The sequence below is a fragment of the Lederbergia citrea genome (assembly GCF_018343525.1).
Taxonomy (GTDB): domain Bacteria; phylum Bacillota; class Bacilli; order Bacillales; family Bacillaceae_C; genus Lederbergia; species Lederbergia citrea.
The window spans coordinates 626,920-652,841 of the sequence record NZ_JAGYPH010000001.1 but is presented as its reverse complement, the minus strand read 5'-3'; the positions used below and the strand labels follow the sequence as shown (position 1 = coordinate 652,841).

Annotated in this window: 26 protein-coding genes and 1 pseudogene; 1 reads left to right on the top strand and 26 read right to left on the bottom strand. The window is 37.7% G+C overall.

Annotation, left to right across the window (positions count from 1 at the left end; genetic code table 11):
- Positions 1-66: 66 nt before the first annotated feature.
- The 23 genes and pseudogenes from aroB to prsW all read right to left on the bottom strand — a co-directional run bounded on the left by aroB (position 67) and on the right by prsW (position 21,077).
- Entirely contained in the window at positions 67-1,158 is a 1,092-nt protein-coding gene (gene aroB, locus KHA88_RS03400; RefSeq protein WP_213097162.1) for a 3-dehydroquinate synthase, read from the bottom strand.
- Between the two features lie 884 nt (positions 1,159-2,042).
- Positions 2,043-2,843: a CheR family methyltransferase gene (locus KHA88_RS03395; protein ID WP_213106919.1), complete on the bottom strand. Its 801-nt coding sequence runs from the start codon at positions 2,841-2,843 to the stop codon at positions 2,043-2,045.
- Between the two features lie 102 nt (positions 2,844-2,945).
- Positions 2,946-3,392 (bottom strand): nucleoside-diphosphate kinase, encoded by a 447-nt coding sequence (gene ndk, locus KHA88_RS03390; RefSeq protein ID WP_213097164.1) that lies wholly within the window; start codon positions 3,390-3,392, stop codon positions 2,946-2,948.
- 102 nt (positions 3,393-3,494) lie between these two features.
- Positions 3,495-4,457 carry a heptaprenyl diphosphate synthase component II gene (gene hepT, locus KHA88_RS03385; RefSeq protein WP_213097165.1) on the bottom strand — a complete coding sequence of 321 codons (963 nt, stop codon included), beginning with the start codon at positions 4,455-4,457 and terminating at the stop codon, positions 3,495-3,497.
- A gap of 18 nt (positions 4,458-4,475) precedes the next feature.
- On the bottom strand, positions 4,476-5,183 hold the full coding sequence (locus KHA88_RS03380; RefSeq protein WP_213097862.1) for a demethylmenaquinone methyltransferase: 708 nt from the start codon (positions 5,181-5,183) through the stop codon (positions 4,476-4,478).
- 16 nt (positions 5,184-5,199) lie between these two features.
- Positions 5,200-6,000: a heptaprenyl diphosphate synthase component 1 gene (locus tag KHA88_RS03375; RefSeq protein WP_213097166.1), complete on the bottom strand. Its 801-nt coding sequence runs from the start codon at positions 5,998-6,000 to the stop codon at positions 5,200-5,202.
- 125 nt (positions 6,001-6,125) lie between these two features.
- The gene (gene mtrB / locus KHA88_RS03370; protein ID WP_213097167.1) at positions 6,126-6,359 is read right to left on the bottom strand and encodes a trp RNA-binding attenuation protein MtrB; all 234 of its coding nucleotides are present in this window, start codon (positions 6,357-6,359) and stop codon (positions 6,126-6,128) included.
- A gap of 26 nt (positions 6,360-6,385) precedes the next feature.
- The gene (gene folE, locus KHA88_RS03365; protein ID WP_213097168.1) at positions 6,386-6,952 is read right to left on the bottom strand and encodes a GTP cyclohydrolase I FolE; all 567 of its coding nucleotides are present in this window, start codon (positions 6,950-6,952) and stop codon (positions 6,386-6,388) included.
- 272 nt (positions 6,953-7,224) lie between these two features.
- Positions 7,225-7,497 (bottom strand): HU family DNA-binding protein, encoded by a 273-nt coding sequence (locus KHA88_RS03360; protein WP_144919759.1) that lies wholly within the window; start codon positions 7,495-7,497, stop codon positions 7,225-7,227.
- Positions 7,498-7,744: 247 nt separating this feature from the next.
- Positions 7,745-9,223 carry a stage IV sporulation protein A gene (gene spoIVA / locus KHA88_RS03355; RefSeq protein WP_213097169.1) on the bottom strand — a complete coding sequence of 493 codons (1,479 nt, stop codon included), beginning with the start codon at positions 9,221-9,223 and terminating at the stop codon, positions 7,745-7,747.
- 157 nt (positions 9,224-9,380) lie between these two features.
- The gene (locus tag KHA88_RS03350) at positions 9,381-10,088 is read right to left on the bottom strand and encodes a hypothetical protein (protein ID WP_430413689.1); all 708 of its coding nucleotides are present in this window, start codon (positions 10,086-10,088) and stop codon (positions 9,381-9,383) included.
- Between the two features lie 60 nt (positions 10,089-10,148).
- Positions 10,149-10,349 (bottom strand): DUF2768 domain-containing protein, encoded by a 201-nt coding sequence (locus tag KHA88_RS03345; protein ID WP_213097171.1) that lies wholly within the window; start codon positions 10,347-10,349, stop codon positions 10,149-10,151.
- 231 nt (positions 10,350-10,580) lie between these two features.
- Positions 10,581-11,636 carry an NAD(P)H-dependent glycerol-3-phosphate dehydrogenase gene (locus tag KHA88_RS03340; RefSeq protein ID WP_213121728.1) on the bottom strand — a complete coding sequence of 352 codons (1,056 nt, stop codon included), beginning with the start codon at positions 11,634-11,636 and terminating at the stop codon, positions 10,581-10,583.
- 21 nt (positions 11,637-11,657) lie between these two features.
- Positions 11,658-12,968 carry a ribosome biogenesis GTPase Der gene (gene der / locus KHA88_RS03335; protein WP_213097172.1) on the bottom strand — a complete coding sequence of 437 codons (1,311 nt, stop codon included), beginning with the start codon at positions 12,966-12,968 and terminating at the stop codon, positions 11,658-11,660.
- Between the two features lie 148 nt (positions 12,969-13,116).
- Entirely contained in the window at positions 13,117-13,704 is a 588-nt protein-coding gene (locus tag KHA88_RS03330; RefSeq protein ID WP_430413634.1) for a YphA family membrane protein, read from the bottom strand.
- A 325-nt stretch (positions 13,705-14,029) separates the two neighbouring features.
- Positions 14,030-14,325, bottom strand: a pseudogene (locus KHA88_RS20820) (transposase); the annotation flags it as partial.
- Positions 14,326-14,612: 287 nt separating this feature from the next.
- Entirely contained in the window at positions 14,613-15,749 is a 1,137-nt protein-coding gene (gene rpsA / locus KHA88_RS03320) for a 30S ribosomal protein S1 (protein WP_213121391.1), read from the bottom strand.
- Positions 15,750-15,925: 176 nt separating this feature from the next.
- Positions 15,926-16,510, bottom strand: a complete 585-nt coding sequence (locus tag KHA88_RS03315; protein ID WP_213097175.1) for a lysophospholipid acyltransferase family protein — start codon at positions 16,508-16,510, stop codon at positions 15,926-15,928.
- Positions 16,507-17,190 (bottom strand): (d)CMP kinase, encoded by a 684-nt coding sequence (gene cmk / locus KHA88_RS03310; RefSeq protein ID WP_213121390.1) that lies wholly within the window; start codon positions 17,188-17,190, stop codon positions 16,507-16,509. The genes KHA88_RS03315 and cmk overlap by 4 nt, the downstream gene beginning before the upstream one ends.
- A gap of 149 nt (positions 17,191-17,339) precedes the next feature.
- Positions 17,340-17,993 carry a flagellar brake protein gene (locus KHA88_RS03305; RefSeq protein WP_213106914.1) on the bottom strand — a complete coding sequence of 218 codons (654 nt, stop codon included), beginning with the start codon at positions 17,991-17,993 and terminating at the stop codon, positions 17,340-17,342.
- 107 nt (positions 17,994-18,100) lie between these two features.
- Positions 18,101-19,450, bottom strand: coding sequence for a germination protein YpeB (gene ypeB / locus KHA88_RS03300; RefSeq protein WP_213121389.1), 1,350 nt, complete (start codon positions 19,448-19,450; stop codon positions 18,101-18,103).
- Positions 19,451-19,474: 24 nt separating this feature from the next.
- Entirely contained in the window at positions 19,475-20,290 is an 816-nt protein-coding gene (gene sleB / locus KHA88_RS03295; protein ID WP_213097179.1) for a spore cortex-lytic enzyme, read from the bottom strand.
- Between the two features lie 97 nt (positions 20,291-20,387).
- On the bottom strand, positions 20,388-21,077 hold the full coding sequence (prsW, locus tag KHA88_RS03290; protein ID WP_213121388.1) for a glutamic-type intramembrane protease PrsW: 690 nt from the start codon (positions 21,075-21,077) through the stop codon (positions 20,388-20,390).
- 1,302 nt (positions 21,078-22,379) lie between these two features.
- Here prsW and KHA88_RS03285 point away from each other — a divergent pair.
- The gene (locus tag KHA88_RS03285) at positions 22,380-23,351 is read left to right on the top strand and encodes an asparaginase (RefSeq protein ID WP_213097181.1); all 972 of its coding nucleotides are present in this window, start codon (positions 22,380-22,382) and stop codon (positions 23,349-23,351) included.
- A gap of 18 nt (positions 23,352-23,369) precedes the next feature.
- Here the strand turns inward: KHA88_RS03285 and KHA88_RS03280 are convergent, their stop codons facing one another.
- From KHA88_RS03280 to KHA88_RS03270, 3 genes are all read right to left on the bottom strand, one after another.
- Entirely contained in the window at positions 23,370-24,356 is a 987-nt protein-coding gene (locus tag KHA88_RS03280; RefSeq protein ID WP_213097182.1) for a YpdA family putative bacillithiol disulfide reductase, read from the bottom strand.
- 85 nt (positions 24,357-24,441) lie between these two features.
- Complete coding sequence (locus KHA88_RS03275; protein WP_213097183.1) at positions 24,442-25,014, bottom strand: adaptor protein MecA; 573 nt, start codon at positions 25,012-25,014, stop codon at positions 24,442-24,444.
- Positions 25,015-25,088: 74 nt separating this feature from the next.
- The gene (locus KHA88_RS03270; RefSeq protein WP_213097184.1) at positions 25,089-25,868 is read right to left on the bottom strand and encodes a metallophosphoesterase; all 780 of its coding nucleotides are present in this window, start codon (positions 25,866-25,868) and stop codon (positions 25,089-25,091) included.
- Between the last annotated feature and the right edge of the window lie 54 nt (positions 25,869-25,922).

Sequence of the window (25,922 nt, the reverse complement as noted above, 5' to 3'; positions counted from 1 at the left end):
CTCCTTTTAGAACTTTAACTCTTATAAACAAGCTATGAATTAAAGGAGAGAATCATGCAAATTAGTTTATCTATTATTCAGTTGGCACCTTGATAAAAAGGATAAAAATACGTTTCTTAGCACGTCTTCTTCTATTTCTTTGACAATCGGTGTACCGATTTTCTCCAACAAGACAAATCGCGGTTTATTACCGAGCGATTTTTTGTCTCTTTTCATTCCACTTAAGGCATTGTCAAAATCAAGAGTGCTTGGGATTTCCAATCTATAACCTAGACTATTAATCCATGATTCCAACTGAGAAATTGGGAAAGAAAAACCAAGTTCTTCTTTACTTAAGTAAAGAGCGTAAACAATTCCGGTCATTACAGCTTCCCCGTGAGTAATTTTTCCATATCCCGCAGAAGCTTCAATCACATGGCCTAGTGTATGTCCTAAATTTAAAACAGCTCGCATCCCTGATTCTTTTTCATCTTTACTTACGACTTCAGCTTTAATTTCGATGCCTCTCTTGAGGATATAGATAAGATGATCTTGATCGATATTTTTTAAGTCTGAAATATTTTTCATTAAAAAATTTAAAAGTTCTGGATCAGCAATTAATGCATGCTTAACAGCTTCAGCAAAGCCAGATCTAACTTCTGATTCAGGCAGCGTTTGTAAAAAATCAGTATGATATACGACTGCTTCAGGTTGATGAAAAGCGCCGACCATATTTTTTCCTAATGGATGATTGATGCCTGTCTTTCCTCCAACTGCACTATCATGAGCCAAAATAGTCGTAGGGACTTGAATAAAAGGAATTCCTCGCATATACGTTGCTGCAACAAACCCTGACAGATCTCCAACAGCACCTCCGCCAAAAGCAATAATACAAGAATTGCGATCTAACCCTTGTTCCAGTGCATATGTAAGACAAGCTTCGTATACAGAAAACTGTTTTGCCTTTTCTCCCGATGGAACTTGGTAAGAAATACTTTCAATTGAAGGTGGAAGAGCTTGTTTTAGTACATCCAAATGAAGATTCGCGACGATTTCATCTGTGATAACTAGTATTTTTGTATAATTTCTTTTTTGTAGATACTTTGTCAAATGTTTCATTGCCTCTGGCCCTAAATAGACGGGGTATGTTTTGGAAGGTGTCTGAATATTAATTTGCATACCCTTATCCTCCTTTTTATTTTATATACTCTCTGCATTCACCGAGTCAGATGGTACAAGGTTTCTTGTACTACATACAACATGAGAGCTAGCCACTGTTGATTTCCGTTCCAGGCGGACGCTTCCGGGGGGCGTGCGGTGAGCCTCCTCGGTCGCTTTGCGCCCTGCGGGGTCTCACCTGTCACGCTAATCCCCCTGGAGTCGCCGCCTTCCACTCCAATCAACTTAGATATTTTTTTGCTCATGGTAAGGCCACGATCATACCCTTTTTTTAAATATCTCTTACTTTTCATACGATTTCCGTGAAATGCTTAAGTTCGTTATTTATACAATGAAACTTTGTTGCCACTTTTGTCGAAAACACTTGACTTTTCAAAAATATAATAATTGACTTTTTACTAGGACTCCTAGAACTTCTGAAAAGTGGAAGCTCATTTATAAAAGAAGAACATAGGTAGGACGTTCAAACAAACGAGAAAAAGTCGATTATCACTTGGAATCTGGTCGGCATCGGTCTACAAAAATGTGGTACATCCGCACTTATGCCATCATGATGTGTCAACCAGTGACGCTTGGTACGCTGATCAAAAAGATGAACTGTTGTTCCTTAACGGCCATATTTTCTCTTCACTAGCTTCATCTTTTTAAAGCATCTTTTCAAAGGGTTTGTTGCTTTTAAAACAAAATCTGTTAAAGGTTGATTGTAGCGAAAGTGCGAGACTCCTGCGGGATCAGCGGGACAGGTGAGACCCCACAGGCGTTTACGCCGAGGAGGCTCACCGCCCGCCCCGCGGAAAGCGAGCAACTGTAGCGGAAATCAACCAAGCACTATCTTGGTAAGCAACAATGTTTACAAAAACAACCTTTTTGGAAATTCAGCAAATTTACGCCTCGAAATTCCGAGAGTCTATTTTTTCCTTACGGTAAAAAAATGTATCTTCCACTTCAAAGTCGTATTGGCTTGGATTAAATATTTGTTCAGTGCTTCCGACAAAGAGAACCCCTCTATGAGACAATGCAGTTGAGAACTTTTTATACAAACTGTCTTTCGCTTCCTCCGTAAAATAGATAAGTACATTACGGCAAATGATTAAATCAAAACCCGAGTCGAATTGATCGGCCAACAAATTTAACTTTCGGAATTTTACCGTTTGTTTTATATCTTCGCTAATTTTATAAAAAGAACCTTCATGTCGAAAGTATTTTTTCTTCATTGTTTCAGGCATTTCCACAAGTGATCGCTCAGAATAAATACCGGTTTTTGCCATTGCGAGTGCCTGTTCATCAATATCTGTTGCCAAGATTGAAATTTGAGATAAGGGTAAATAACGCGATAATATCATAGAGATAGTATATGGCTCCTCTCCTGTAGATGAAGCCGCACTCCAGATTTTTAATTTAGTCTTTTCTTTAAGCAAACGAGGCAAGATTTTGTTTTCCAACACGTCCCATCTGCTTCGATTACGATAAAACTCTGTGACATTGATTGTCATTTTATCAAGAAATTCATCCATAAGCTGAGAATCACCCTCGATTCCCACAAAGAATTCTTTAAATGATGCAAAACCATTTTTTCGATAAAGTGATGTTAATCTTCTTTTCATTTGTGCTTCTTTATATAAAGATAAATCAATACCAATTTTTTGTTTAATTTGTTTCATAAATTGTATGTAATCTAGATCCATTCACATATAACCCCTATCAAGCTCTCTGTAATGTATGTGATTATAACTCAATATTGAATTAAAAAACCACCTGTATATTCAAGACAGGTGGCATTTTTGTTTTTAATAAATCCAGTTATTGATTAACTTGGAGTACTCGACAAGTTCTCCTTCTTTGAAAAACAGGGAAATTTCTCTTTCAGCACTCTCCGGTGAATCAGATCCGTGGATGATATTTTTTCCAACCGTTAGTCCATAATCGCCACGAATCGTGGCAGGAGCAGCATCTTTGGGGTTTGTGGAGCCCATCATTTGACGCGCAGTGCTAATGACATTCTCGCCTTGCCAGACCATTGCGAAAACAGGTCCTGATGTGATGAAATCAACTAGACTACCAAAAAAAGGGCGTTCCTTATGTTCTCCATAATGTTCTTCAGCAAGTTCGTTTGAAATCGTCATCAATTTTGCTCCAACAAGCTGAAATCCCTTTTTTTCAAAACGTGTCAAAATTTCCCCTATCAATTCTCTTTGAACTCCATCCGGTTTTACCATTAAAAACGTTTTCTCCACCCATAATCACTCCTACTCTTATATCGAATAAAAATAAGCTAAATACCAACGAAAATAATATCATTGTTTTTATGCAATGGCAAATTTATGTAAAAACGCTTACTAGTACTTTCTTTTCCCGATATAATGCGCGATTTCCCGCAACGTTTTTTTAGCTTTTACGGATGGCAATTCGTCTAATACTTCCAGCGCTTTCTGTAAATATCTTTTACTCAGCAGATGAGATTGTTCAATTGCGCCTGATTTTTTTATCTGAGAAATAATATCGAACATTTCTTTTTTACCTGTTTGATCATTAATTTTGATTATTTCAGATTTAAGCTTCTCGTCATTCATGGCATATAAAACGGGTAAGGTGATATTGCCCTGTCGCAAATCTTCACCCGCGGGTTTTCCGAGTTCTTGTTCTGATCCTGTAAAGTCGAGAATATCATCTGTAATTTGATATGACATACCAATAAAATAACCAAATTTGTATAACTGTTTATAGATTGCTTCGTCAGTACCTGCCGACACTGCACCAAGCTCACAGCTTACTGCAATCAACAAGGCAGTTTTTCTCTTAATTCTTCTAAGATAATCTCTTAAAGTTTGGTTAAAACGATATTTATCTCTTATTTGTTCAATTTCACCATTACAAACGTCAATGATGGCTTTAGACAAAATTTGATGTGCAATTGGGTTTCTAATATTTGTCATATAATCGAGTGACCTAGCTAAAATATAATCCCCAGTATACATGGCAATCCGGTCATCCCATGTATAATTGATCGTAGGCTGCCCCCTTCTTATATCCGCATCATCAATCACATCATCATGGACAAGTGAAGCCATGTGAATTAATTCCAAGGCAACTGCTGTGTTTTTAATCATATGTATGTTATAAGAGCCGAACTTAGCAGCAAGCAAAACAAAGACAGGACGAATTCTTTTCCCGCCCGCTTTTAAAAGCTGGACGGATGCCCTTTGAAGCAATTCTATCTCTGATTGGATTGCTTTTTCCAGCTCTTTTTCAATTATATCAAAGTCCGCTTTAAAGGTTGAATTAAGTAATGTTAGTTTCATTTTATTTCCACCCAGGGTTTATTTCTGTTTTAATCCAATGTGAGCCGCCGCAACACCACCACTGAAAGGTTTGTATATAACGTCAACAAAACCTGCTCTCCAGAACATTTGGGCAAGTTCTTCCATTCCCGGAAAATCACGGGCTGATTCTTGGAGCCATGAATATTCATTAAAGCTCCTTGCAAAAAACTTACCAAATAAGGGCATTATAAAGCGGAAATAAGCATAGTACAATTGGCGGAAACCAGGCATGGTCGGTTGAGATGTTTCTAAGCAAACCGCCATTCCTCCAGGTTTTAATACGCGGAACATTTCTTCAAGCACTTGCATATAATCAGGAACATTTCGCAAACCGAATCCAATCGTTACATAATCAAAGGTATTGTCTTCAAATGGCAATTCCATTGCATTGCCATGTATCAAATTCACTTGATCCAATTGGTTGTCGGATTTTTTTTCTTCCGCAATTTTTAGCATGTTTTTACTAAAATCCAATCCGATCACTTTACCTTCACTTCCGACTTTGGAAGCAAGAGCCATAGTCCAGTCTCCTGTTCCACAACAAATATCAAGAGCTTGATTTCCCGGTTGCACATTCATTTTCTTCATCGTTTCTTCACGCCATTTTTTGTGCTGCTGGAAGCTAATGATCGAGTTCATTTTATCATAATTATTATATATATTTTCAAAAACAGTATGTACACGCTCTTCTTTTGATTGCATGATTGTCACCTTTCTCCACCTATAAGCAAGACTTTTGATAACGTGATGCCAAATCATCGATACGTACATGCAGTATCGATGGCAGATCAGGCAATACTCTTATCATATTTTCCATTTTTTTTTGTGATTCTTTAATAAATCGATGGCATTCAGTTATGATTTTTTCTTTTTCATCATCGGATAAGTTGTTCAAATCAGTCGTACCCGGTTGGTAGTATTGTATTAATCCACTTATAAAAATTGATGAAGACCCTTTTTTAAATTGTTCTAGTTCTGAAACCATTTTTTTAAAGAATAAAAACTCGATTGCAAAGCTGAGATATTGTGCCGAATTATGAAAATGCATGCAAAATTGTTCAATAAGAGCAGACTCTACTCTTTTAATGCTATTAATAAAGGTTTCAATACTCTCCCCTTTATAGCGATACAATAATATTTTTTGCTCATTCGTTATTTTAATCGCTGTAGCAAGTGATTTAATAAGATCTATATTGTGTAACTCCGCTAATAGGTTGTAATACATTCCGCTATAATAATCACCAGCTAATACAGCAAGCTGCCTTTGCTTTTTGGATACAGTGGGGCTAGCTACATTATCATGAGTATCCAATGCAAGCTGTGCAAACATTGATGCTGTAATATATGCTTCACGCTCTTCTTTAGGCAAGTTAGACATTTGAAGAGAACAAGTGAGAAGAAGGATTCGATCTTCATCGAGCTCAGGTTGTCCAATATGATTGCTAAAATAGTGGTGATAGCTTTTTTTCTTTAGTTTTTTCTTAATTAAATCTACTTGCTGCTCATGATCACAAACCGGCATGATTGAAGCCTCATTTCCATAACAAGTAATAACGCCGTTCTTATGTATATAAATATAATTATAGCATAATGAAGTATTACATGGCGACCAGAGAAAATACCTACTTTTATTGACAGTGAAAGCATTTATTTCGAACCTTCACTGTCAACTTCACCAAACGATGTAATAATGTTTGCCTGGCCTCTAATTTTAATTGCAGAGGTATGTTCAGTAAACTGGGCAATCATGACTTCCCCTTCGTCTAGCTTCTCTGCATGGTGAAATCTAGTATCTGAACCTCTTGTTAATCCAATTACGTTAACCCCATCTTTTAAAGCTTTAATTATGATGAAATCTGATTGTCCATTTCCACTTTTCATTCTTTCACCTCAAATATTGACTTTATCTATTCTTTCAACAAGGAAAGTACTTCAGAACGCGCTTGGCTGTCAGTGGCAAATATGCCCCTTACTGCTGAGGTCACGGTTTTAGCACCAGGCTTTTTAATGCCTCTCATTGTCATGCACATATGTTCAGCTTCCAATATTACCATTACTCCATGCGGTTCAAGTTTTTTCATCATTACATTTGCTACAGTGGAGGTAATTCTTTCTTGAAGCTGGGGCCTAGCTGCTACTGTTTCAACTGCTCTAGCAAGTTTGCTTAAGCCTGCTACTTTTCCATTTTGCGGTATATAGGCAACATGCGCTTTTCCGAAAAAAGGCACAAGATGATGTTCGCACATAGAGAAAAAAGGAATATCTTTTACGAGTACTAATTCTTCATGTTCTTCGCCGAAAATAGTTGCAAAGTATTCTTCAGGGTTTTTCCCAAGCCCGGAAAATACTTCTTCATACATTTTGGCTACCCGCTTTGGAGTATCCAATAATCCCTCTCTAGAAGGATCTTCCCCGATCGCTTCCAAAATCATCCGAACGGCTTCTTCAATTTGAGGGCGGTTTACTTCTTTCATGCTTTATCCTCCTGGTTGTTAAATAATCGTAGTTCAATATTAGCATATGTCAGATTTAAAATAAAAAAGGAACCGCCGATTGGCGGTCCTTTTTTTGTCTAGCTCCAGCGCCCAGCGACTAGCGGACTTCAGAACTCCTCCTACGATAAGTCAACATCGGTTCGTCCTACGGACTCACCGTGTTTCCTTTATCTCGTCAGAGTCCCTCCAGTCCGTACGTCGCTAAACGGGCGCTTATGCTTTTCTTCATACGCTCAAAAGAATGTATGTAATTATTTCACAGCATCTTTAAGAGCTTTTCCTGGTTTGAACGCAGGAACTTTGCTTGCTGCGATTTCGATTTCTTCTCCAGTTTGTGGATTGCGACCTTTACGGGCAGCACGCTCACGCACTTCAAAGTTTCCAAAACCGATAAGAGCTACTTTATCGCCATTAGCGAGTGCATCTTGAATTGATTGGAAAACAGCATCAACAGCCTTAGTTGCATCTTTCTTAGATAGTTCAGTTGATTCTGCAACAGAATTGATTAGTTCAGTTTTGTTCATACCATTCACCTCCTCCCAAGATAGAGAGATCTTGTTCCGCAACTGCTACTACATTTGTGAACAATTATTAGGATTTCTAAACATAGAAAATGAAAGAAATCGTTAGAATGACCGGTAAATAAAGGATTTAACAGCAATTCTTTTAAAAGATTATCATATTAAAATTGTGTTAGCAAGAATAAAAGGCGTAATATATGGAAAAGATGCCGAATATCGTCATATTCGGCATCTTTTCCATTAAATTCCCTTATAAAATTATCGCAATTAAGCCACCGGAGCCTTCATTGATAATCCGTTCTAATGTTTCTTTTAGCTTATATCTAGCATTCTCAGGCATCATGGCTATTTTAGCTTGAATGCCTTCTCTAACTAGAGAACTTAAGCTTCTTCCAAAAATATCGGAATTCCATATTGATAATGGATCATCTTCAAAATCCTGCATTAAATATCGGACAAGCTCTTCGCTTTGTTTCTCAGTTCCAATAATCGGGGCGAATTCAGATTCAACATCGACTTTTATCATATGAATGGATGGCGCTACAGCCTTTAACCTGACACCGAAACGCGCGCCTTGTCTAATAATTTCCGGTTCATCAAGGCTCATATCTGCTAAGGATGGTGCTGCAATTCCATATCCTGTTTGCTTAACCATTACTAACGCATCCGAGACTTGATCATACTCACGTTTAGCTTCAGCAAATTCCTGCATTAATTCCAGCAAATGATCTTTACCTCTTACTTCAACTCCGACGATTTCTTTTAGAACATGATCGTATAAGTCGTCTGGAGCATATAAATCTATTTCAGCTATGCCTTGCCCCATATCCATCCCTGCTAAACCAGCATTTTCAATAAATTCAAACTCATTAAATTGTTGCACAACTCTGTCTACATCGCGTAGTCGTTTAATGTCTTTTACCGTTTCTTTAACGGCATTTTGGTAATTTGTCCGAAGCCAATGATTATCCTTTAACACCATCACCCAGCTCGGTAAATTTACATTGACCTCTAGAACTGGGAATTCATAAAGTGCTTCACGGAGTACATTCATAACGTCTGACTCTCTCATAGCCTCTACAGACATCGCAAGCACAGGAATATCATATTTCTCTTCCAGTTTGTTCCGTAGCGCCTCTGTTTCATTATGGTGTGGCTTAGATGAATTGACAACCATGATAAACGGTTTTCCGACTTCTTTTAATTCTTCTATCACCCGTTCCTCGGCTTCTACATAATCAGAGCGCGGGATTTCTCCGATTGTACCATCAGTTGTAACAACTACTCCAAGTACTGAATGTTCCTGTATTACCTTCCTCGTTCCGATTTCTGCAGCTTCATGAAAAGATATCGGTTCTTCGTACCATGGAGTATTAATCATTCGAGGTCCGTTTTCATCTTCATAACCTTTCGCACCTGGCACTGTATAGCCTACACAATCAACAAGCCGGACATTGACTTCAAGCCCATCGTCAACCTGTACCGAGACCGCCTGATTAGGTACAAATTTAGGCTCTGTCGTCATGATTGTCCTACCTGCAGCACTTTGGGGAAGTTCATCTTGCGCCCTTGCCCTATCTGCCTCACTTCTAATGTTTGGCAATACAGCAAGTTCCATAAATTTTTTTATAAATGTGGATTTTCCTGTACGAACAGCTCCCACTACTCCCAAATAAATGTCTCCGCCGGTTCTTTCAGCAATATCTTTAAAAATATCCACCTTTTCCAAGAGATTCCCTCCTATCATTGAGTTCAAGGGACAAATCATTTAATTAATGATTGGACAATATATGTTTATGATGTTGTCCGATTCTGTTATACCAATAATAAAATTTAAAATAAAAAATCCTTCTTCCACATTATATTGAGTGAAAGAAGGATTATTCCTATTTAGGCATGTAAATCGGTTCATTATGTTTATTTACCGTATAAGGCAAAGCATAGGCGGGAACGACTGGTGATTGTTCTGCAAGAATATGTAATATATCCTCACCCTCTTCATATTTTTGTCCATTTTCTTGCAAAGCGAGAAATAAATCACTTATATAATCAACATATAATTCCCCTTGTCCAGAAATGATTAAAGGCAAATTATTATTCGTATATGGTGAAATAATATATTGTTCACCCTTATATCCCAACTTCTCATAGTCAAGAGTGTATACATTGTCTGATATTGCATCTTTAAAAGGAGGATAACCTTGGGCTTGAATCCTCATTTTCAATTCCCTAATTTTTTCAGCAATGCGTAAATCGAACACCTTTACCGTTGGGTTTTCTTCAACATTTATTAACACATATTGAAAAACCCCACCACTCTCATAAGCATTCCCCGGGGGCCCAGATAAAAATTGAGGGGCAAGTTTTGAAAATTCAATAGGGTATTTTAAATAGATCGGCGTTTCCATATCACGTGTTTTGATTGGCAATAATCCATTCGTTGCTTCTTGATAATGATCAACTGCATTTTGAACAGACTGGATTTGATCCTCATAAGGAATTCGATTTTCTGCTAATCTGTCTTTAGGATACATACACCCCGACAAAAAAAAAGCTGCTATAAAAACCACAGATACATTCATTATTGTTTTCACTTTCATGCACAACCTTTCTGCCTTCTTGCTTATGTTATCATTACTAGACCGATAGCCCGTTTAGCTTGTCGGCCCGGTTAAAACAACAAAAAGCATTAGCAGTCCACCAATAAGCATGAATAACCAGGCAGTTATTGCGGTAACTACTTTCAAAAAACCTTTATTCAATTTATAGCGGCTTATGTATATAGTAAACATCGCCAAAGCCAATAATATCATGGCAATAATCGAAATCCACATTTTTTGCATAGATGGTGACATATATTTTTCCTCCGTTGCTTTTTCAACAATTAAACGATAGTTGTTATTATATCATTTCATATTAGCCTTAAGACTTTAAAAAAATGACAGTTTGGCGGACAAAAAGCATGAAGCAAAGGGTACCCCCTTGCTTCATGTATGACAAGTGATCCCCATCCACCTGTTTAAGCAATATACTTCAAAGCATTATATGCATTTTCGATTAGAACGCATCATCGTTTGCCTAGTCCACTACAGCTGTTCCATCTGTTCGCTTAAAATATCGACAAGATCTTCCATTTCATTTGTTTTTAAACGAGCCATTAATTTTTCTACACCCACTTTTGCATTGACACCATTAAAAAGAATGGAATATAAAATTTCAGTAATCGGCATTTTACATTCATATTTTTGTGCAAGTTGTTTTGCAGCTTTAGTCGTTCTGACACCTTCTACAACCATTCCCATATTTTCAAGGACTTCCTCTAGTTTTTGACCTTTCCCAAGCATATTTCCAGCTCTCCAGTTACGAGAATGAACACTTGTGCAAGTGACTATTAAATCCCCGATTCCGGCTAAACCTGAAAATGTTAATGGATTGGCGCCCATTTTTGTTCCAAGGCGGGAAATTTCTGCTAGGCCCCGTGTTATTAAGGCTGCTTTTGCATTGTCACCATAGCCTAAGCCATCGGATATGCCCGCAGCAAGCGCAATGATATTTTTTAGTGCACCACCAATTTCAACACCGACAATATCGGCGTTCGTATAAACGCGGAAATGTTGATTCATGAATAAGTCTTGAATTTTTTCAGCAGCTGACATATTTTTTGATGAAACAGTGACAGTTGTTGGATGTCTTAAACTGACTTCTTCAGCATGACTAGGCCCTGAAAGAACAACGATGTCTTTAAGTATATCTTTAGACGCCTCTTGCTCAATCATTTCAGAAATTCGGAGCAATGTGTCTGGCTCAATCCCTTTGCTGACGTGGACAAAAGTCATTGGATTCGTTTGTAAATTTGATATTTCCTTGACGATATCCCTAATTGCTTTGGTAGGAACAGCAATAATAACTGTTTCTACACCATCTATTGCATCATGCAGCGAATGATGAGCAATGATAGATTCCGGCAGGATTATATCAGGTAAATATTTGTGATTCGTATGTTTTTCGTTTATTTCTTTTTTTTGTTCTTCATTTCTACACCAAATGTTGACGTGGTGACCGTTATCAGCCAAGACAATCGCAAGTGCTGTACCCCAGCTTCCAGCACCAATAACCGCCAGTTTTTCATTACCTTGTTCCAATATATTCACCGTCTTTCCTTCCTATTTTCTCTGTCTTGTAATAATTCGAATTGGCGTCCCTTCAAACCCAAAAGCATCCCTGATCCTATTTTGCAAAAATCTTTCATATGAAAAATGCATGATTTCCGGATCGTTCACAAAAACAACAAAAGTTGGTGGTTTAATTGCCACTTGAGTCACATAATAGATTTTCAATCTGCGCCCTTTATCGGAAGGCGTAGGATTCATTGCAACAGCGTCGACAATCACTTCATTTAGGATACTTGACTGAACTCTCAAGGAATGATTTTCACTAACCTTTTGAATCGCAGGCAGTAAGTTTGTCAATCTTTTACGTGTTTTTGCGGACACAAAGACAATTGGCGCATAATCAAGAAACAGAAAATGCTCCCTTATTTGCTCTTCAAATTTATTCATTGTCTTTTCATCTTTTTCAACAGCATCCCATTTATTTACGACAATGATTACTGCTCTTCCCGCTTCATGAGCATAACCAGCAATTTTTTTGTCTTGCTCCTGAATTCCTTCTTCTCCATTAAGCACGACAAGCACGACATCAGAACGATCAATCGCTTTTAAAGCTCTTAACACACTATATTTCTCAGTAGATTCATAAACCTTTCCTTTTTTCCGCATCCCGGCAGTATCAATAATGACATACTCTTGCCCATCAAATTCATAGGGCGTATCCACAGCATCCCTTGTAGTTCCAGCAATATCGCTTACAATAACTCGATCTTCACCAAGAAGTGCATTTACAATTGAGGATTTACCTACATTCGGCCTACCAATCAAACTAAATTTAATGATATCCTCATCTATTTCCTCTTCTTCGATACGAGGAAAGTTCTTGACTACTTCGTCAAGAAGGTCTCCAAGACCAAGTCCGTGTGAACCGGAAATTGGAAATGGCTCGTCAAAACCAAGGGCGTAAAAATCGTATATTTCTGCTCGCATTTCTGGGTTATCTACTTTGTTTACTGCTAAAACAACCGGTTTTTTGGAACGATATAATATTTTCGCTACTTCTTCATCTGCGGAAGTAACTCCCTCGCGGCTATTCACGATAAAGATAATCACATCCGCTTCCTCAATTGCAATTTCTGCTTGTTGACGAATTTCCTCTAAAAATGGAGCATCTCCTATTTCGATTCCTCCAGTATCAATAAGATGAAATTCATGCGTAAGCCAATCTCCAACTCCGTAAATTCGATCTCTTGTTACACCAGGTGTGTCTTCTACAATGGAGACACGTTCTCCCACGATTCTATTAAAAATTGTTGATTTCCCTACATTTGGGCGTCCTACAATCGCCACTGTTGGTTTAGCCATATTCAATCACTCACTCGCTTTATTTTTAATTAACGAAATCAATTACCTTGTGGAAAAGAAGAACTAAAATCCTTCATTTTTCTATCAAATCGTATCATATTGCTTTTATAAAAGGCAATTTATGAGAAATCCAAACGATTCCCCCAGTTTAATGGGAAATTTTTTTCTCTCTATTCAGTTTAGGCAGTGTATATAATTTGTAAATATAGTTGCCAATAATCAAGGATATAGTTGTTGTAGCCAAAATATCAAGATATTCTTTTGAACCAATTAAGTATGGCATATCTAATCGATTCAAACTTGCAGCAAATAGAAGTTCACCTTGGAGCGTACCCAATACAACAACAATGACCCTTGTACTTAAGGATGATGAAGATATAAGATAGGATATTAAAAACAGTAAAAACGAAACCATTATTCTCCTGTCAATAATCATCCAAACCGGGTCATACATTTCAAATAAAAGGAAACCAGCATAGCCCACCATTAAGGCTAAAACGGTAAAAAACACGTAGACCTGTTTCGACATTTTCAACTTTGATACTGAATAATAGCAAATAAGAATTAGTAAAAGAGCAGGTCCACTTATAGTCATTGAAAAAATTGTAATTGCAGTCGGTTGTAAAATGATGAGAATAAGGGCTATTGCTGCAATCGTCCATCTATAAGGCAGATTTTTTTCCATAATAAAAGTGCAAATAATCCATATGCTCCATACGATAAATAAATATAGCATTCCAGGCAATTTAAGCCACCTCCCACTAATCATTATGGGGAAGGAGCTTAATATTTAATCATTATTAAAGACAAAAGCGAAAGCCCTTGATGAGCCCAGAGCGAATGTTCTGATCAAAAAAGTCCTCTGAATGTGAGGATCTATTAATACTGTTGATTTCCGCTCCAGGCAGACGCTTTCCGCGGTCGGTCGGTAAGCCTCCTCGTCGCTTCGCTCCTGCGGGGTCTCACCTAGACGCGCTTTTCCCGCAGGAGTCGCTGCCTTCCGCTCCAATCAACGGAAACTGCTAAAAATCAATATTCAATCTTTATAGAGCCAAAATTAAAAAGGGAGGCACTTCTGTATGAAAACCGAAACTTAAAAACCACCGATAAGCCATATTGGTTTCAATTCCATTAATCGTTTGACGCATAAAGCGAATTCCAAATATAGACTGAATACACGTAGTCTTAATTAAGACAACGGAATCAATACTAGGACGTCCCAGTTAGGATTAAAGGTTTTTGAAAAATGGATAAATGAAGTTAAAATCAATTCCAGCGTCCAATTTACAAGCTAATGGCCTTGTGGAACAAATTGTTCAATTGTAAGGATACCTAATTGGTTGTCATTATTTCCCATCACCTAAAGGTAGTCTTAATTTCATATTAATAAATGAATGAGTAAATAGAAAAGTAAAATGTAGTACTTTATTGGTTTGGAGAAGCGTCCGCTCGACTCCTGCGGGAGATGCGAGACAGCCGAGACCCTGCAGGAGCGTAGCGACGAAGCGGCTCGGCGCTCGCCCCGCGGAAAGCGAGCGGTAAGCTTCGGAAAACCTGCTCTATCCTATATAAAAAAGACTGTAGACAACTCATTTTTTGAGTTTGTCTACAGTCTGATACTCCCGACTTTACGGGAGGTTTTATTTACTTCCTGAAATCCTTTAATTTGTCACCAATCATGTCACTTAATTGGAAACCTTTAGATTCCTCAGGAAGGTCATAGTCTTTATGTTGATATTCCTGATCTTCAAGTTCTTTCATGCTAAGAGATAGGCGTTGATCAGTTTCATTTGCGTCAAGCACCTTTACTTTAACGGTTTGACCCTCTTGAAGCACTTCGTGAGGTGTCCCAATATGCTTATGCGAAATTTGTGAGATATGGACTAAACCTTCCACTCCCGGTAAAACTTCAACGAATGCACCGAAAGACACAAGACGTTTTACTGTCCCTTCAAGGATTGACCCTCTTGGTGCTTTCTCACCAATACTTTCCCAAGGTCCAGGAAGGGTTTCTTTAATTGACAAAGAGATTCTTTCATTATCTCGATCTACCGAAAGGACTTTCACTTTTACTTGATCGCCTTCTTTCACTACATCTGAAGGTTTTTCGATATGTTCATGCGAAAGTTGGGATATATGAACGAGTCCGTCCACGCCCCCTATATCAACAAATGCACCGAAGTCCGTCAATCTTTGGACAGTCCCATCAAGTATTTCGCCTTGTTTTAGTCTTTCTAAAATTTCCTTTTTCTCAAGTGCCTTTCCTTCCTCTACTACTATACGGTGGGAAAGGATAAGCCGGTTTTTCTCTTTATCCAATTCAACAATTTTAAAAGCTAAGGTTTTGCCTTGGTAGTCTGAGAAATCTTCAACATAGTGGTCTTCAATCATCGAAGCAGGAACAAAGCCTCTTACCCCCAAATCAACGACAAGACCGCCTTTAACTATTTCGTTTACTTCGGCATCAAATATTTCATTATTTTGGAATCGCTGTTCAAGTGTTTCCCAAGCTGTTTCGGCATCTACTTTTCGTTTTGAAAGAACGAGTAGTTCTTCTTCCACTTTTGTTACAATTAGATCAAGCTCTTCTCCCTCTTGAACTGCATCGGAGGCCTTTTCAATATGAAGGCTTGAAAGCTCGCTAATTGGAATGATGCCATCGAGCTTGCTACCCTCAATATCGACGAGCACTTGCTTTTCTTCAATCTTTGTAACTGTACCACTAACACGATCTCCTTCGGAGAAATTATTCACTTCAATATTATTCATATCCTCTGTCATATGTACTCCTCCTATCATGCTTTTAAAAACTTCAAGGATGATATACTATTCTCTCAGCATTGTTCATCCAAATCCTCACATTATTCAAAAAAATGATCTTAATAATAACTTCTTATAAATGCAATATTTTGTCAAGTAAAACCATTTACACTCGCTCTTTAATAAGGGATAAATATTTAGCGCAGATTTTGATCTTTTAATTTTTTTATTTCCGACATAATCGCTTCTGTTGCTACTTCGGCAGAAACTTTATTGTTACGCATTTCTGTGAAGTCGATGGGCGGGCCAAAAACAACTTTTAATTTTCTAAATGGCTTATATGGACCAATGATTGCACACGGTACAATATGGGCATTGGATCTAAGAGCAAAAAATCCAGCCCCAGCCAGTCCCTTTCCAATTTCTCCTGATTTGCTTCTTGTTCCTTCCGGAAAAAGACCAACAACTTCACCATCTTTTAAATACTTTAATCCTGTCCTTAATGCTTCTCTATCGCTCATGCCTCTTTTGACAGGGAATGCCTGAATATTGATCATCAGCTTTCTCATCAAAGGATTTTTGAAAAGCTCTGCCTTAGCCATGAAGTAAACTGGCCTAGGTGCAGTGAAACCGACTACAGGCGGGTCTAAATTGTCAATATGATTGGCACAGAGGAGAACACCGCCTTCTTTTGGGAAGTGTTCTAGTCCAATTGTTTCGATACGATAAAGAGGCTTGATTACACTTTTAACGATGGCTCTAGCAAACGTATAAAAACTCACTTATCTTCCATCCTTTCTTGTGCCAGGGCGTAAATTTCTGCCGCAACTTCTTCAATCGATAAGAAGGAAGTATCAATTTCCACTGCATCTTCCGCTTTTCTTAAAGGCGAAATCTCCCGCTCAGAATCAAGCTTATCGCGAAGTTCAATCTCTTCCTTTAATTTTTCTAAATTAGAGGAATAACCTTTTCGAGTGTTTTCAAGGTGGCGACGTTCAGCTCTAACATCAACACTTGCAAGCATAAATATTTTCAATTCTGCATGTGGCAATACTTTTGTGCCAATATCCCTGCCATCCATAACGACTCCGCCATCTTTCCCTAATTGTTGTTGGCGATATACCATTTCTTCACGTACCGGTCCGGACGCTGCAATAGTAGATACGAGATTCGTTACTTGTTCTTCACGAATCTTTTCCGTAACATCTTCGCCGTCTAAAAAAACGAGCTGGCCACTGTTTGATGGCTTAAGTTGTATTGATGTTTCCAAGAGTAATTGTTCAATCTCTTTTTCATTTTGAATATCTATCTGACTTTTTAGTGCCTTATAAGTTATTGCCCGGTACATGGCGCCCGTATCAACATATATATAGGATAGTTTTTCTGCAGTAATTTTCGCTATCGTGCTTTTACCTGCTGCTGCCGGTCCATCAATCGCAATACTAATTTTTTTATTATTCAATGTATTCACCTGCTTGTATTTTTTAAAGTCATAACTGTTTTTTCTAATCTATCTTAACATATTTTCAAGAAATCCTGACCATCAAAAAATGAAGACAGTTTTTGTCTTCATTTATCGAATTTGCACATTTTTATTTTTAGTAGGAAAATTCAATTTGGCATTTCTCTTTTCCGATATTCAAGCTGCTTTTCGAAGCAAAAACGAATGAGTTGACGCTCTTGATGATGATTAAGATTCGTAAACTTCAAGGATGCGCCATGAATATTGTTTTTCTCAAATATTCGGACAACTTCACATTTTGTATGTAAATAAATATTTTCTCCAGTATGGGACGGTAATACAATATGGATATTTGCCGTTTCACCTTGTTTTACCTTCACTTTGTTAGGGATAATAATTGCACAACCGCCTGCGCTAAAGTCTTCAGTAATCGCTGTAAATTGGACGTCTGAATCCGACATTTGCAAAGCTACGTCAATAGAAGTCTCTATTCGAACAAATTGACGACGTTGTACCTTAATTAAATGAGCATCCCCAGGGAAAGACAGTACAATAAGCGGAATTCGATTTTTAATTCTATCGATTACTTTTGTTTTAAATGAAAAAGCATTTGATTCTTGGTCAACAAAGCTCGCGATCATTTGTATACCCGTTTTCATAAACGCTGTTTTGTTCGTCTTAAGATTAATTGGATAAGAAATATAGATTTCATTTCCATTAAAGTCTTCGATTTTCGCTTTATATTTCTCTATTTCATCACGATGATCCGCCTCAAGTATTAGCTCGGTTCCTACCTTCAACATGTAAGCCACACCCCATTATGTAGTAAGAATTACCTATTCCCATTATCGCATGAAATGTATTTTCCTTCCAGAGTCTAAACAAAAAAAGGCAGAGTTTTTCTGCCTTTTTAAAGAACATCTTCATAAATCGGTTCTGCATTTTGGAGCTTTTCAACCTTTTCTTCCGTTCCATCTTGGGCATTAAGATAAATTCGGTATGAATCATGATCCATTGTTCCGATAAATTCATAGCATAACACTTCGTCTCCAAGATCATTGTTTATAATGGCCATCCGGTTTTCCATTACTTTCAGATTCGAATTCAAATAACCTTTAGCATCGGCAAGTGATATTCCCGGTTTGTTAATATTTCTATCTCGATGCCCTTTTAAGTAGTCCGTCGCAGCAAATCCGATAATCTGACCATTATCAAGTGCTACTTTAAGCTTGATTGATTCAGGATAAATTGTTACTCCATCTTGATTAGTCGTATATGTGAATAACCCTAACGAATCATATTGCGTACTTTCAGTAAGTTCCAGCTGATCATAGCCATTTGCTTTTAAAAATTCCGCTGATTTGTTTGCTGCCGCATTTAAGCTAATTTTTTGATCGCCGATATCTCGATGATTAATAAACCAAATTGGATATCCGCCTTTTTTTGTAACATCAATGCTGGCACCTTGACCGTTCCCATCATCTACATTTACACTGTAAAATTGATATGGGGATCCTTTCCCGCTTTCAGTCACCTTGACTTCTTTAGCGGCAGGAATCCCTGCATATTTTGTAGCAAGTGAGACAGCTTCGTCCTTCGTAATGTTTTTTCCGGTTAGGTGATCAAAATTCGCATCCTTTTTTTGGAAGGCAACCATTGATGGATCTTGTAGATTCTCCTCATCATAACCTTGGGCACTTTTTTCCACCGTTTTGAATCCATCAATAATTGTATTATCAGAGTTTTCTTTTCCGGTTGCTAAGGCTAGTTCAACATCCATCCAACGCAAATTGTTTTTTAATACTAGATGCTGAACTCTTCGTAATTCGCTCCGAATCTCGTCACTCTGGGTATATAAATTTTTCAACGAAGAATACTCTTCTTTTGATAATGGATCTTTATCAAGATCGCGAACTGCAGTCCGATAGCTAAAGTTTCCGATATTCGTTAAAAATTCTTCGGTTTTATTAAATGGCAAAAGTGTAAGCGGCAGCTGCCCAACTTCACCTTTGGCAGTAGAGGTAATCCTCCATACATCTGCGAGTGCAGGAGATAAAGATTTTTTAGAATTCATCGCCAGTGTTGTACCAATTTTGTCATGTAGTGTATCCATTTGATAGGTTAAATCATGGAATGCCCGCTGATAATTATTCTCTGCATTGATTAATATTGCATTCTTTTCTTGATGTTCTTGATATCCCCAATAGGCTGTACCAACAACGCCAATTGTTAATATGGCAATCAATATATTTCTAATCATTTTTTCAGCCGCCTCCTTTTTTATTTAACTGCAAAAAATATGCTTCCCAATTCTTTTAATTTGCGGCCTAGTCCAAATCCATGCACTTGTGGCAGTATCAGGGTTAAAATAATATAATGCGCTAGTTGAAGGATCCCATCCATTAATAGCATCAAGTACTGCCTGTTTTGCCCGCTCATTGGGCGTTAGCCAAATTTGACCATCTGCAACGGCTGTAAAGGCACCTGGTTCAAAAATAACTCCTGATACCGTGTTAGGAAAAGATGCACTATTAACACGGTTTAAAATGACTGCCGCCACAGCAACCTGACCTTCGTATGGTTCTCCTCGTGCTTCACCGTATACTGCATTTGCCATTAGCTGAATATCATTTTGCGAAAATCCTGTAGGGGTATTACCGGCAGCTGGTTTAGGTGCAGTGTTTTTTGTGGGAGCAGCCTTACCGGGAGCCGTTTGTTTAGATAATGCTGTACCGCCGTAATAAGTAAAATTTCTTCCTTTATTTATTTGTTCTTTCACAAATTGCTGATTATACTTAGATGCACTTACTAATTTTGCTTTTGTGTCACTTCCAGCTAAGCCGTCAACCTTTAACCCAAAGTCATTTTGAAAGTTTCTTAACGCCCAATATGTTCCCCAGCCAAATACCCCATCAATTTTCCCTGTGTAAAAGCCAATATATTGAAGCCGCGCCTGTAATTCAATAACATCTTCACCGACTGCACCTTTTTGAATCACTTGATTTGTGAATGCTCTTGCTTCATGTGTTGGAGCTGTTGATATTGTAATAATACATAATAATAAAACGGATATTAGCTTTAATATTCTGCCATACCTCATTTTGTCATACCCTCCATATAAAGTTTTCATAGAGATAGTTTCTGGAATAAAGGGATTTTTATACACATTAAAAGAGAAAAGCGCATCATCCTGTATGTCAGAATGATGCGCTTTTTTCTTTTAGCTTTTGAATAAAATGTTGTTTAGAAAGCAAATGTGCATCCTTTACTTTTCTCAAACCGAACCACCAAAGGAATAACATAAAAGGAAAAATATAGTATAACCATTTATTTTCCAAGAAAAGAATGTAATCATATAAACCATGCAATATAAAGGGAACGAAAAAAGAAGCTAATAACCAAGGACGAGAACTGCCACCTATATTAAATTTTGCCTTTCCAAGATAATAACCCATAAGTACACCGAATAAGGCATGGCTAGAGACAGGAAATATCGCCCGTCCAAACGCAAATTCAATGCCATTTGAAAGTAAATATAATATATTTTCCACAGTAGCAAATCCAAGTGAAATACTAGCACCGTACACAATTCCATCATATGGTTCATCGAAATCAGCATGTTGGTATACAGCTAAAAATAAAATAAACCACTTAAAAAACTCTTCTAATAGAGCAGCAGAAAAAAAGGAATGCATTAGAGCACTTTGCAGCAGCCCTTCCTCAGCAAGGACATATTGAATAAACATGATCGGAAAAGTTAATATGGTACCAAATAAGAAAACCTTAAATACAGTGATAACCGGTTCTTGCTCATACTGATCCTTCAAATAAAAATAGCTGATCAGAGCAAGTCCAGGGGCAATACCGGCAGATAATAAGACCAGCATAAACAGCCCTCTTTTCTTTCTGTTTCCTTAATCGTATCATGGAAGAGACAGGATGAAAACGACAATTAAATGTTAAAACATGATATAAATATAATTGACTCTCGGAATTTCAAGGCGTAAATCTGCTGAATTTCCAAAAACCTACTTGGAATTAAGCTTTATTGAATATTTGGTATTCGTTTTCGAAACCTATTCAAAAAAGACATGCGCCACATATTTATTTTTTAAAAGGTTTTTTTGCAAACATTGTTGCTTTACCATGGTAGTGCGTGGTTGATTTCCGCTACAGTTGCTCGCTTTCCGCGGGGCGGGCGGTGAGCCTCCTCGGCGTAAACGCCTGTGGGGTCTCACCTGTCCCGCTGATCCCGCAGGAGTCTCGCACTTTCGCTACAATCAACCTTCAACAGTTTTTGTTTTAAAAGCAACAATCCCTTAGAAAAGGACCTTTAAAAAAGATTAAGCCATTGAAGAGAAAAATATGACCGTTAAGAAACGATTGTTCGTCTTTTTGATAAGCATACCAAGCGTCAAAGTGTTGTCACATCATGATGGTATATGTCCTTATGTACCACATTTTTGTGGACTGATGCCCATCAGATTGCAAGTGATAATCTAATTTCTCCCTTTTGTTTGAGCGTTCTACGGATGTAAGGCGATTATAAGCTGCCACTTTTCAGACTTTCTAGGAGTTCTGGTAAACAATCGGTCCCCTGGCAGCTCCTTTTTCTTGGAGCCATACCGGAAAAAACAATCCATTAACTTTCTTACAATTCCCAAACTTGGGGGAAATGCTTTCTCGCCTTTTGGCGTCATTTTCTTTTTTCTTTTATTGGCACTTAGGTTTGATATAGGGTTTTATATTAGTAAGGAAATTTCCTTCACCGGCTATTATTGTATTGTTTCCAAAAAGTCAAGTGTTTTTGAAACAACAACAAACTTAAGCCTTTCACGGAAATCTTATGAAAAGGAAGAGATTTGAAAACAAGGTATGTACGCCCTACCATGAGTAAAAGAATATCTTAGTTGATTGGAGTGGAAGGCGGCGACTCCTGGGGGATCAACGTGATAGGTGAGACCCCGCAAGGCGCGAAGCGACTGAGGAGGCTCACCGCACGCCCCCTGGAACGCGTCCGCCTGGAACGGAAATCAACGAACGGTGGCAGGCGGACGCATTGTATGTAGAGTATTTATCTCATTCAATACAGAATGGGCAAATTTTACTAAAAAAAATGGCACAAGAAAATCTTGTACCATCTGACTCGGTGAATGCCGAAAGTCTATTATACTAAGAGGTGGTTTACAATGAAACGTATCCTTGTTATCCATACAGGTGGAACAATTGCCATGCAGGAAGATTCCGAAACCGGAGCCGTCTCTCCAGGGCGGGATAATCCATTACTCATTCATACTGAGCAGATTAGCAAGTTCGCTCAACTCAGTATCCGGCAGCCTTTTCACTTGCCTTCTCCACATATAACTATTTCAGAAATGCTGGAATTGAAAAATGTAATAGACGAAGAATCCCAAAAACAACATACAGATGGTATTGTCATTACTCACGGAACAGATACGCTTGAGGAAACCGCTTATTTTTTGGATTTAACTGTCCATTCCGATATTCCGATTGTTGTGACTGGAGCAATGCGATCTAGCAATGAAATTGGATCGGATGGTTTATATAACTACATATCATCCATCCGTGTAGCTTGTACTACTGAGGCAAAGGGTAAAGGTGTTTTAGTTGTGCTAAACGACGAAATCCACACCGCTATGAATGTGACTAAAACTCATGCGAGCAATGTTTCTACTTTCCAAAGTCCTCAATATGGGCCAATCGGCATCGTCACAAAACAAGCAATTATTTTTCACCATCAGCCAACTTATAAGGAAAAATATGATATTCATACTTTAACAAAAAATGTTGTACTTATTAAAGCGTATGCAGGTATGAATTCGGATTTATTGAGCGCCATTAATGATATGAAGGTGGATGGCGTTGTCATAGAAGGATTGGGACAAGGCAATCTCCCTCCGGCTGCAATGACCGGTGTGGAGAAGTTGATTCACTCAAATATCCCGATTGTCCTCGTTTCGAGATGCTTTAATGGGATTGCTCAGGATATTTACAGTTACCAAGGTGGCGGCAAGCAGTTGAAGGACATGGGCGTTATTTTTTGTAACGGTTTAAACGGTCAAAAAGCAAGGATAAAATTACTCGTCGCTCTTACACAAACAAATGATATTAAAAAACTGAATGAATTATTTTCGAAGTGAAAATAAGAAAACATCCCTTTAGTCGCTAGGGATGTTTTCTTTATTTTCTTTCGATTGGATAGCTTTTGCTATACGTCCTCCATGAAAGCGCCCATTTTCAATAAATATTTCGTTTGCGTTATTACCAGCGGCAATGACACCGGCAATAAATAATTGTTCAACATTTGTTTCCATTGTATCCGGATCAAAATAAGGCTTCCCTGTTTCACAATTAATTTCTACACCCATTTTTCCGATAAACTCATGATCAGGATGGTAACCAGTCATAGCAAAAACAAAATCATTTGTGATTTCCTTCATTTCTGTACCAACTTGATACTTTAGTGTTGAAGGTGTGATTTCAGTAATATGCGCATTAAACTCCATTTTAATTTCTCTGCTTCTTACTAACGCATCAAATTCAGGAAGAATCCAAGGCTTAACGCTAGGAGAATATTCGCTCCCACGATATAAACAAGTGACGTGCGCCCCTGCATTATGAAGCTCTAGTGCGGCGTCAACTGCTGAGTTCTTTCCTCCTATTACAGCAACTTCCGCTTCAAAGTATGGATGACCTTCTTTAAAATAATGTAAAACTTTATCTAGCTCTTCACCAGGGATACCCATATAATTCGGATTATCATAATAGCCTGTAGCAATCACCACATACTTTGCTTCATATGTGTCTTTATTTGTTTTAACTATAAATAAGCCATCCTCTTTTCGGATGCTTTCTACTGTTTCAAACCTATTTATTCTCAAGTCTTTCCTTCTTACCACTTCCCGATAATAGGTAAGAGCTTGATTTCTTTTGGGCTTACGTTCTACCGTAATAAAAGGAACGTCCCCAATTGAAAGTTTTTCACTCGAACTGAAAAAAGTTTGGTGTGTTGGATAATTGTATATTGCATTTACAATGTTTCCTTTTTCTATAATCAACGGGTTCTTTCCAATTTCCTTCAAAGCAATGGCAGCTGCCAAACCACAGGGGCCTCCACCTACGATGAGGCATTCTTCTTTTTGCATATTACGACTCTCCTTCTTGCCAAACAGTAAAAATCTCCTATTTATTATGATAGGAGATTTCAAATTGGTGTGCAAAGATTATGATTCAAAAGTAATGGTGAAGAGTTTGCAAGGCATTTTTTTCAATTAATGGCTTTCCATAATCTTCTAAGAGTTCAAGGGAAATCGGATCGATGGTTCCGTATTCCTCGCATAATCCGTAAAGTGCATTTTGATTGAAGCCGTTTTTTTCAATGGTTAAATAATAGTTGGAATTTAATACATACAATGAACTTAAAATATTTTCATGTTTTATTTGAATTAAGTATTTTACAAGCATAATAATGTGGTCTATATCGGCGGCCATTACGATTATGTTTTCGCTTTCTGCTTTTACTGGTTTTTTCACATCTTCACTTGACGGCTCAATCACGTCTTCTTCATCTAACGTCAATATCAAAACGAGCTCTTTTGATGTTAATGAAAATATTTCTATTGAAACTGCACCACAGTCTTCTAGTTCATACATCCTGCTAGCCTCATCAAGCATTTCATCAAATAAGGCGTCCCATATAAACGATTCTTTTAACAGATCGTCTTGGATAAATCCTTTATATGACAACTCTTCAAAAGATATGGAATATTTTATTTGATTCTGTGAAATACGTTCCAACTTCATGAAACCGCCCCCTGAATGTTGCTCTTACCCCATACTATGAAGCAATGAGTGGATGGTTCATGAGAAGTGTTCCTTCAGGCTTGATAACCTTTTCCATTTTTGATCGTAATTAAATGTGTTTCAGCATCAGCACCCAATCGAAGCGGCAATGCCGTTGTTCCATAGCCGTTACTGACTAATAAAGTAAGACCTTTAATATTTCTTATACCCCCTTTTCGGTAAGGACCGAATCCAAACACACGAATTTGTCCACCATGGGTATGTCCACTTAATATAAGTGAAATTCCATGTTCTTCTGGAAGCATATGAATGATATCTGGATTATGACTAATTAATATGCGAAAGACATTTCGCCCTTCCTGTTTTAATATATCTTCCAAAGGCGGTAATTCCTGTGTTAAATCATCGACTCCGATGAATGCAAGCTTTTGCTCATTTTTTTCAATGTAATATACTTCATTTTTCAGTTCGATCACTTGGCAATTTTTTAAAGTCCGGCTTAGCTGATTATTATTAACTTCATAATCATTATTCCCCCAAACGAAAAATACTGGCGCAACGTCCTTTAACTTTTTTAAGTTCTTAGTCACTCGGGAGTAAGGAACTCCCTTTTCTGTTAAGTCACCACCAATAATGACTGCGTCAACCTTTCCCTTTATATGATCAATGATTGAACTGTTGATTTTTCGACGATGGATATCAGAAATAAAAAAAATGGTGAACTCTCGGATATTATTTGGAAAAATATTAAATTCGAAAGTTTCCTCTTTTACATTGTCTTGAAACGCATTATTAAGCATATAAAAAACGAACAAAATTAAAAAAACAGATATGGCTATTATTACAAGCCCCATACGATCACCCTATTATCAACGTATATTACATACGTGGTTATCATATTATTTTAG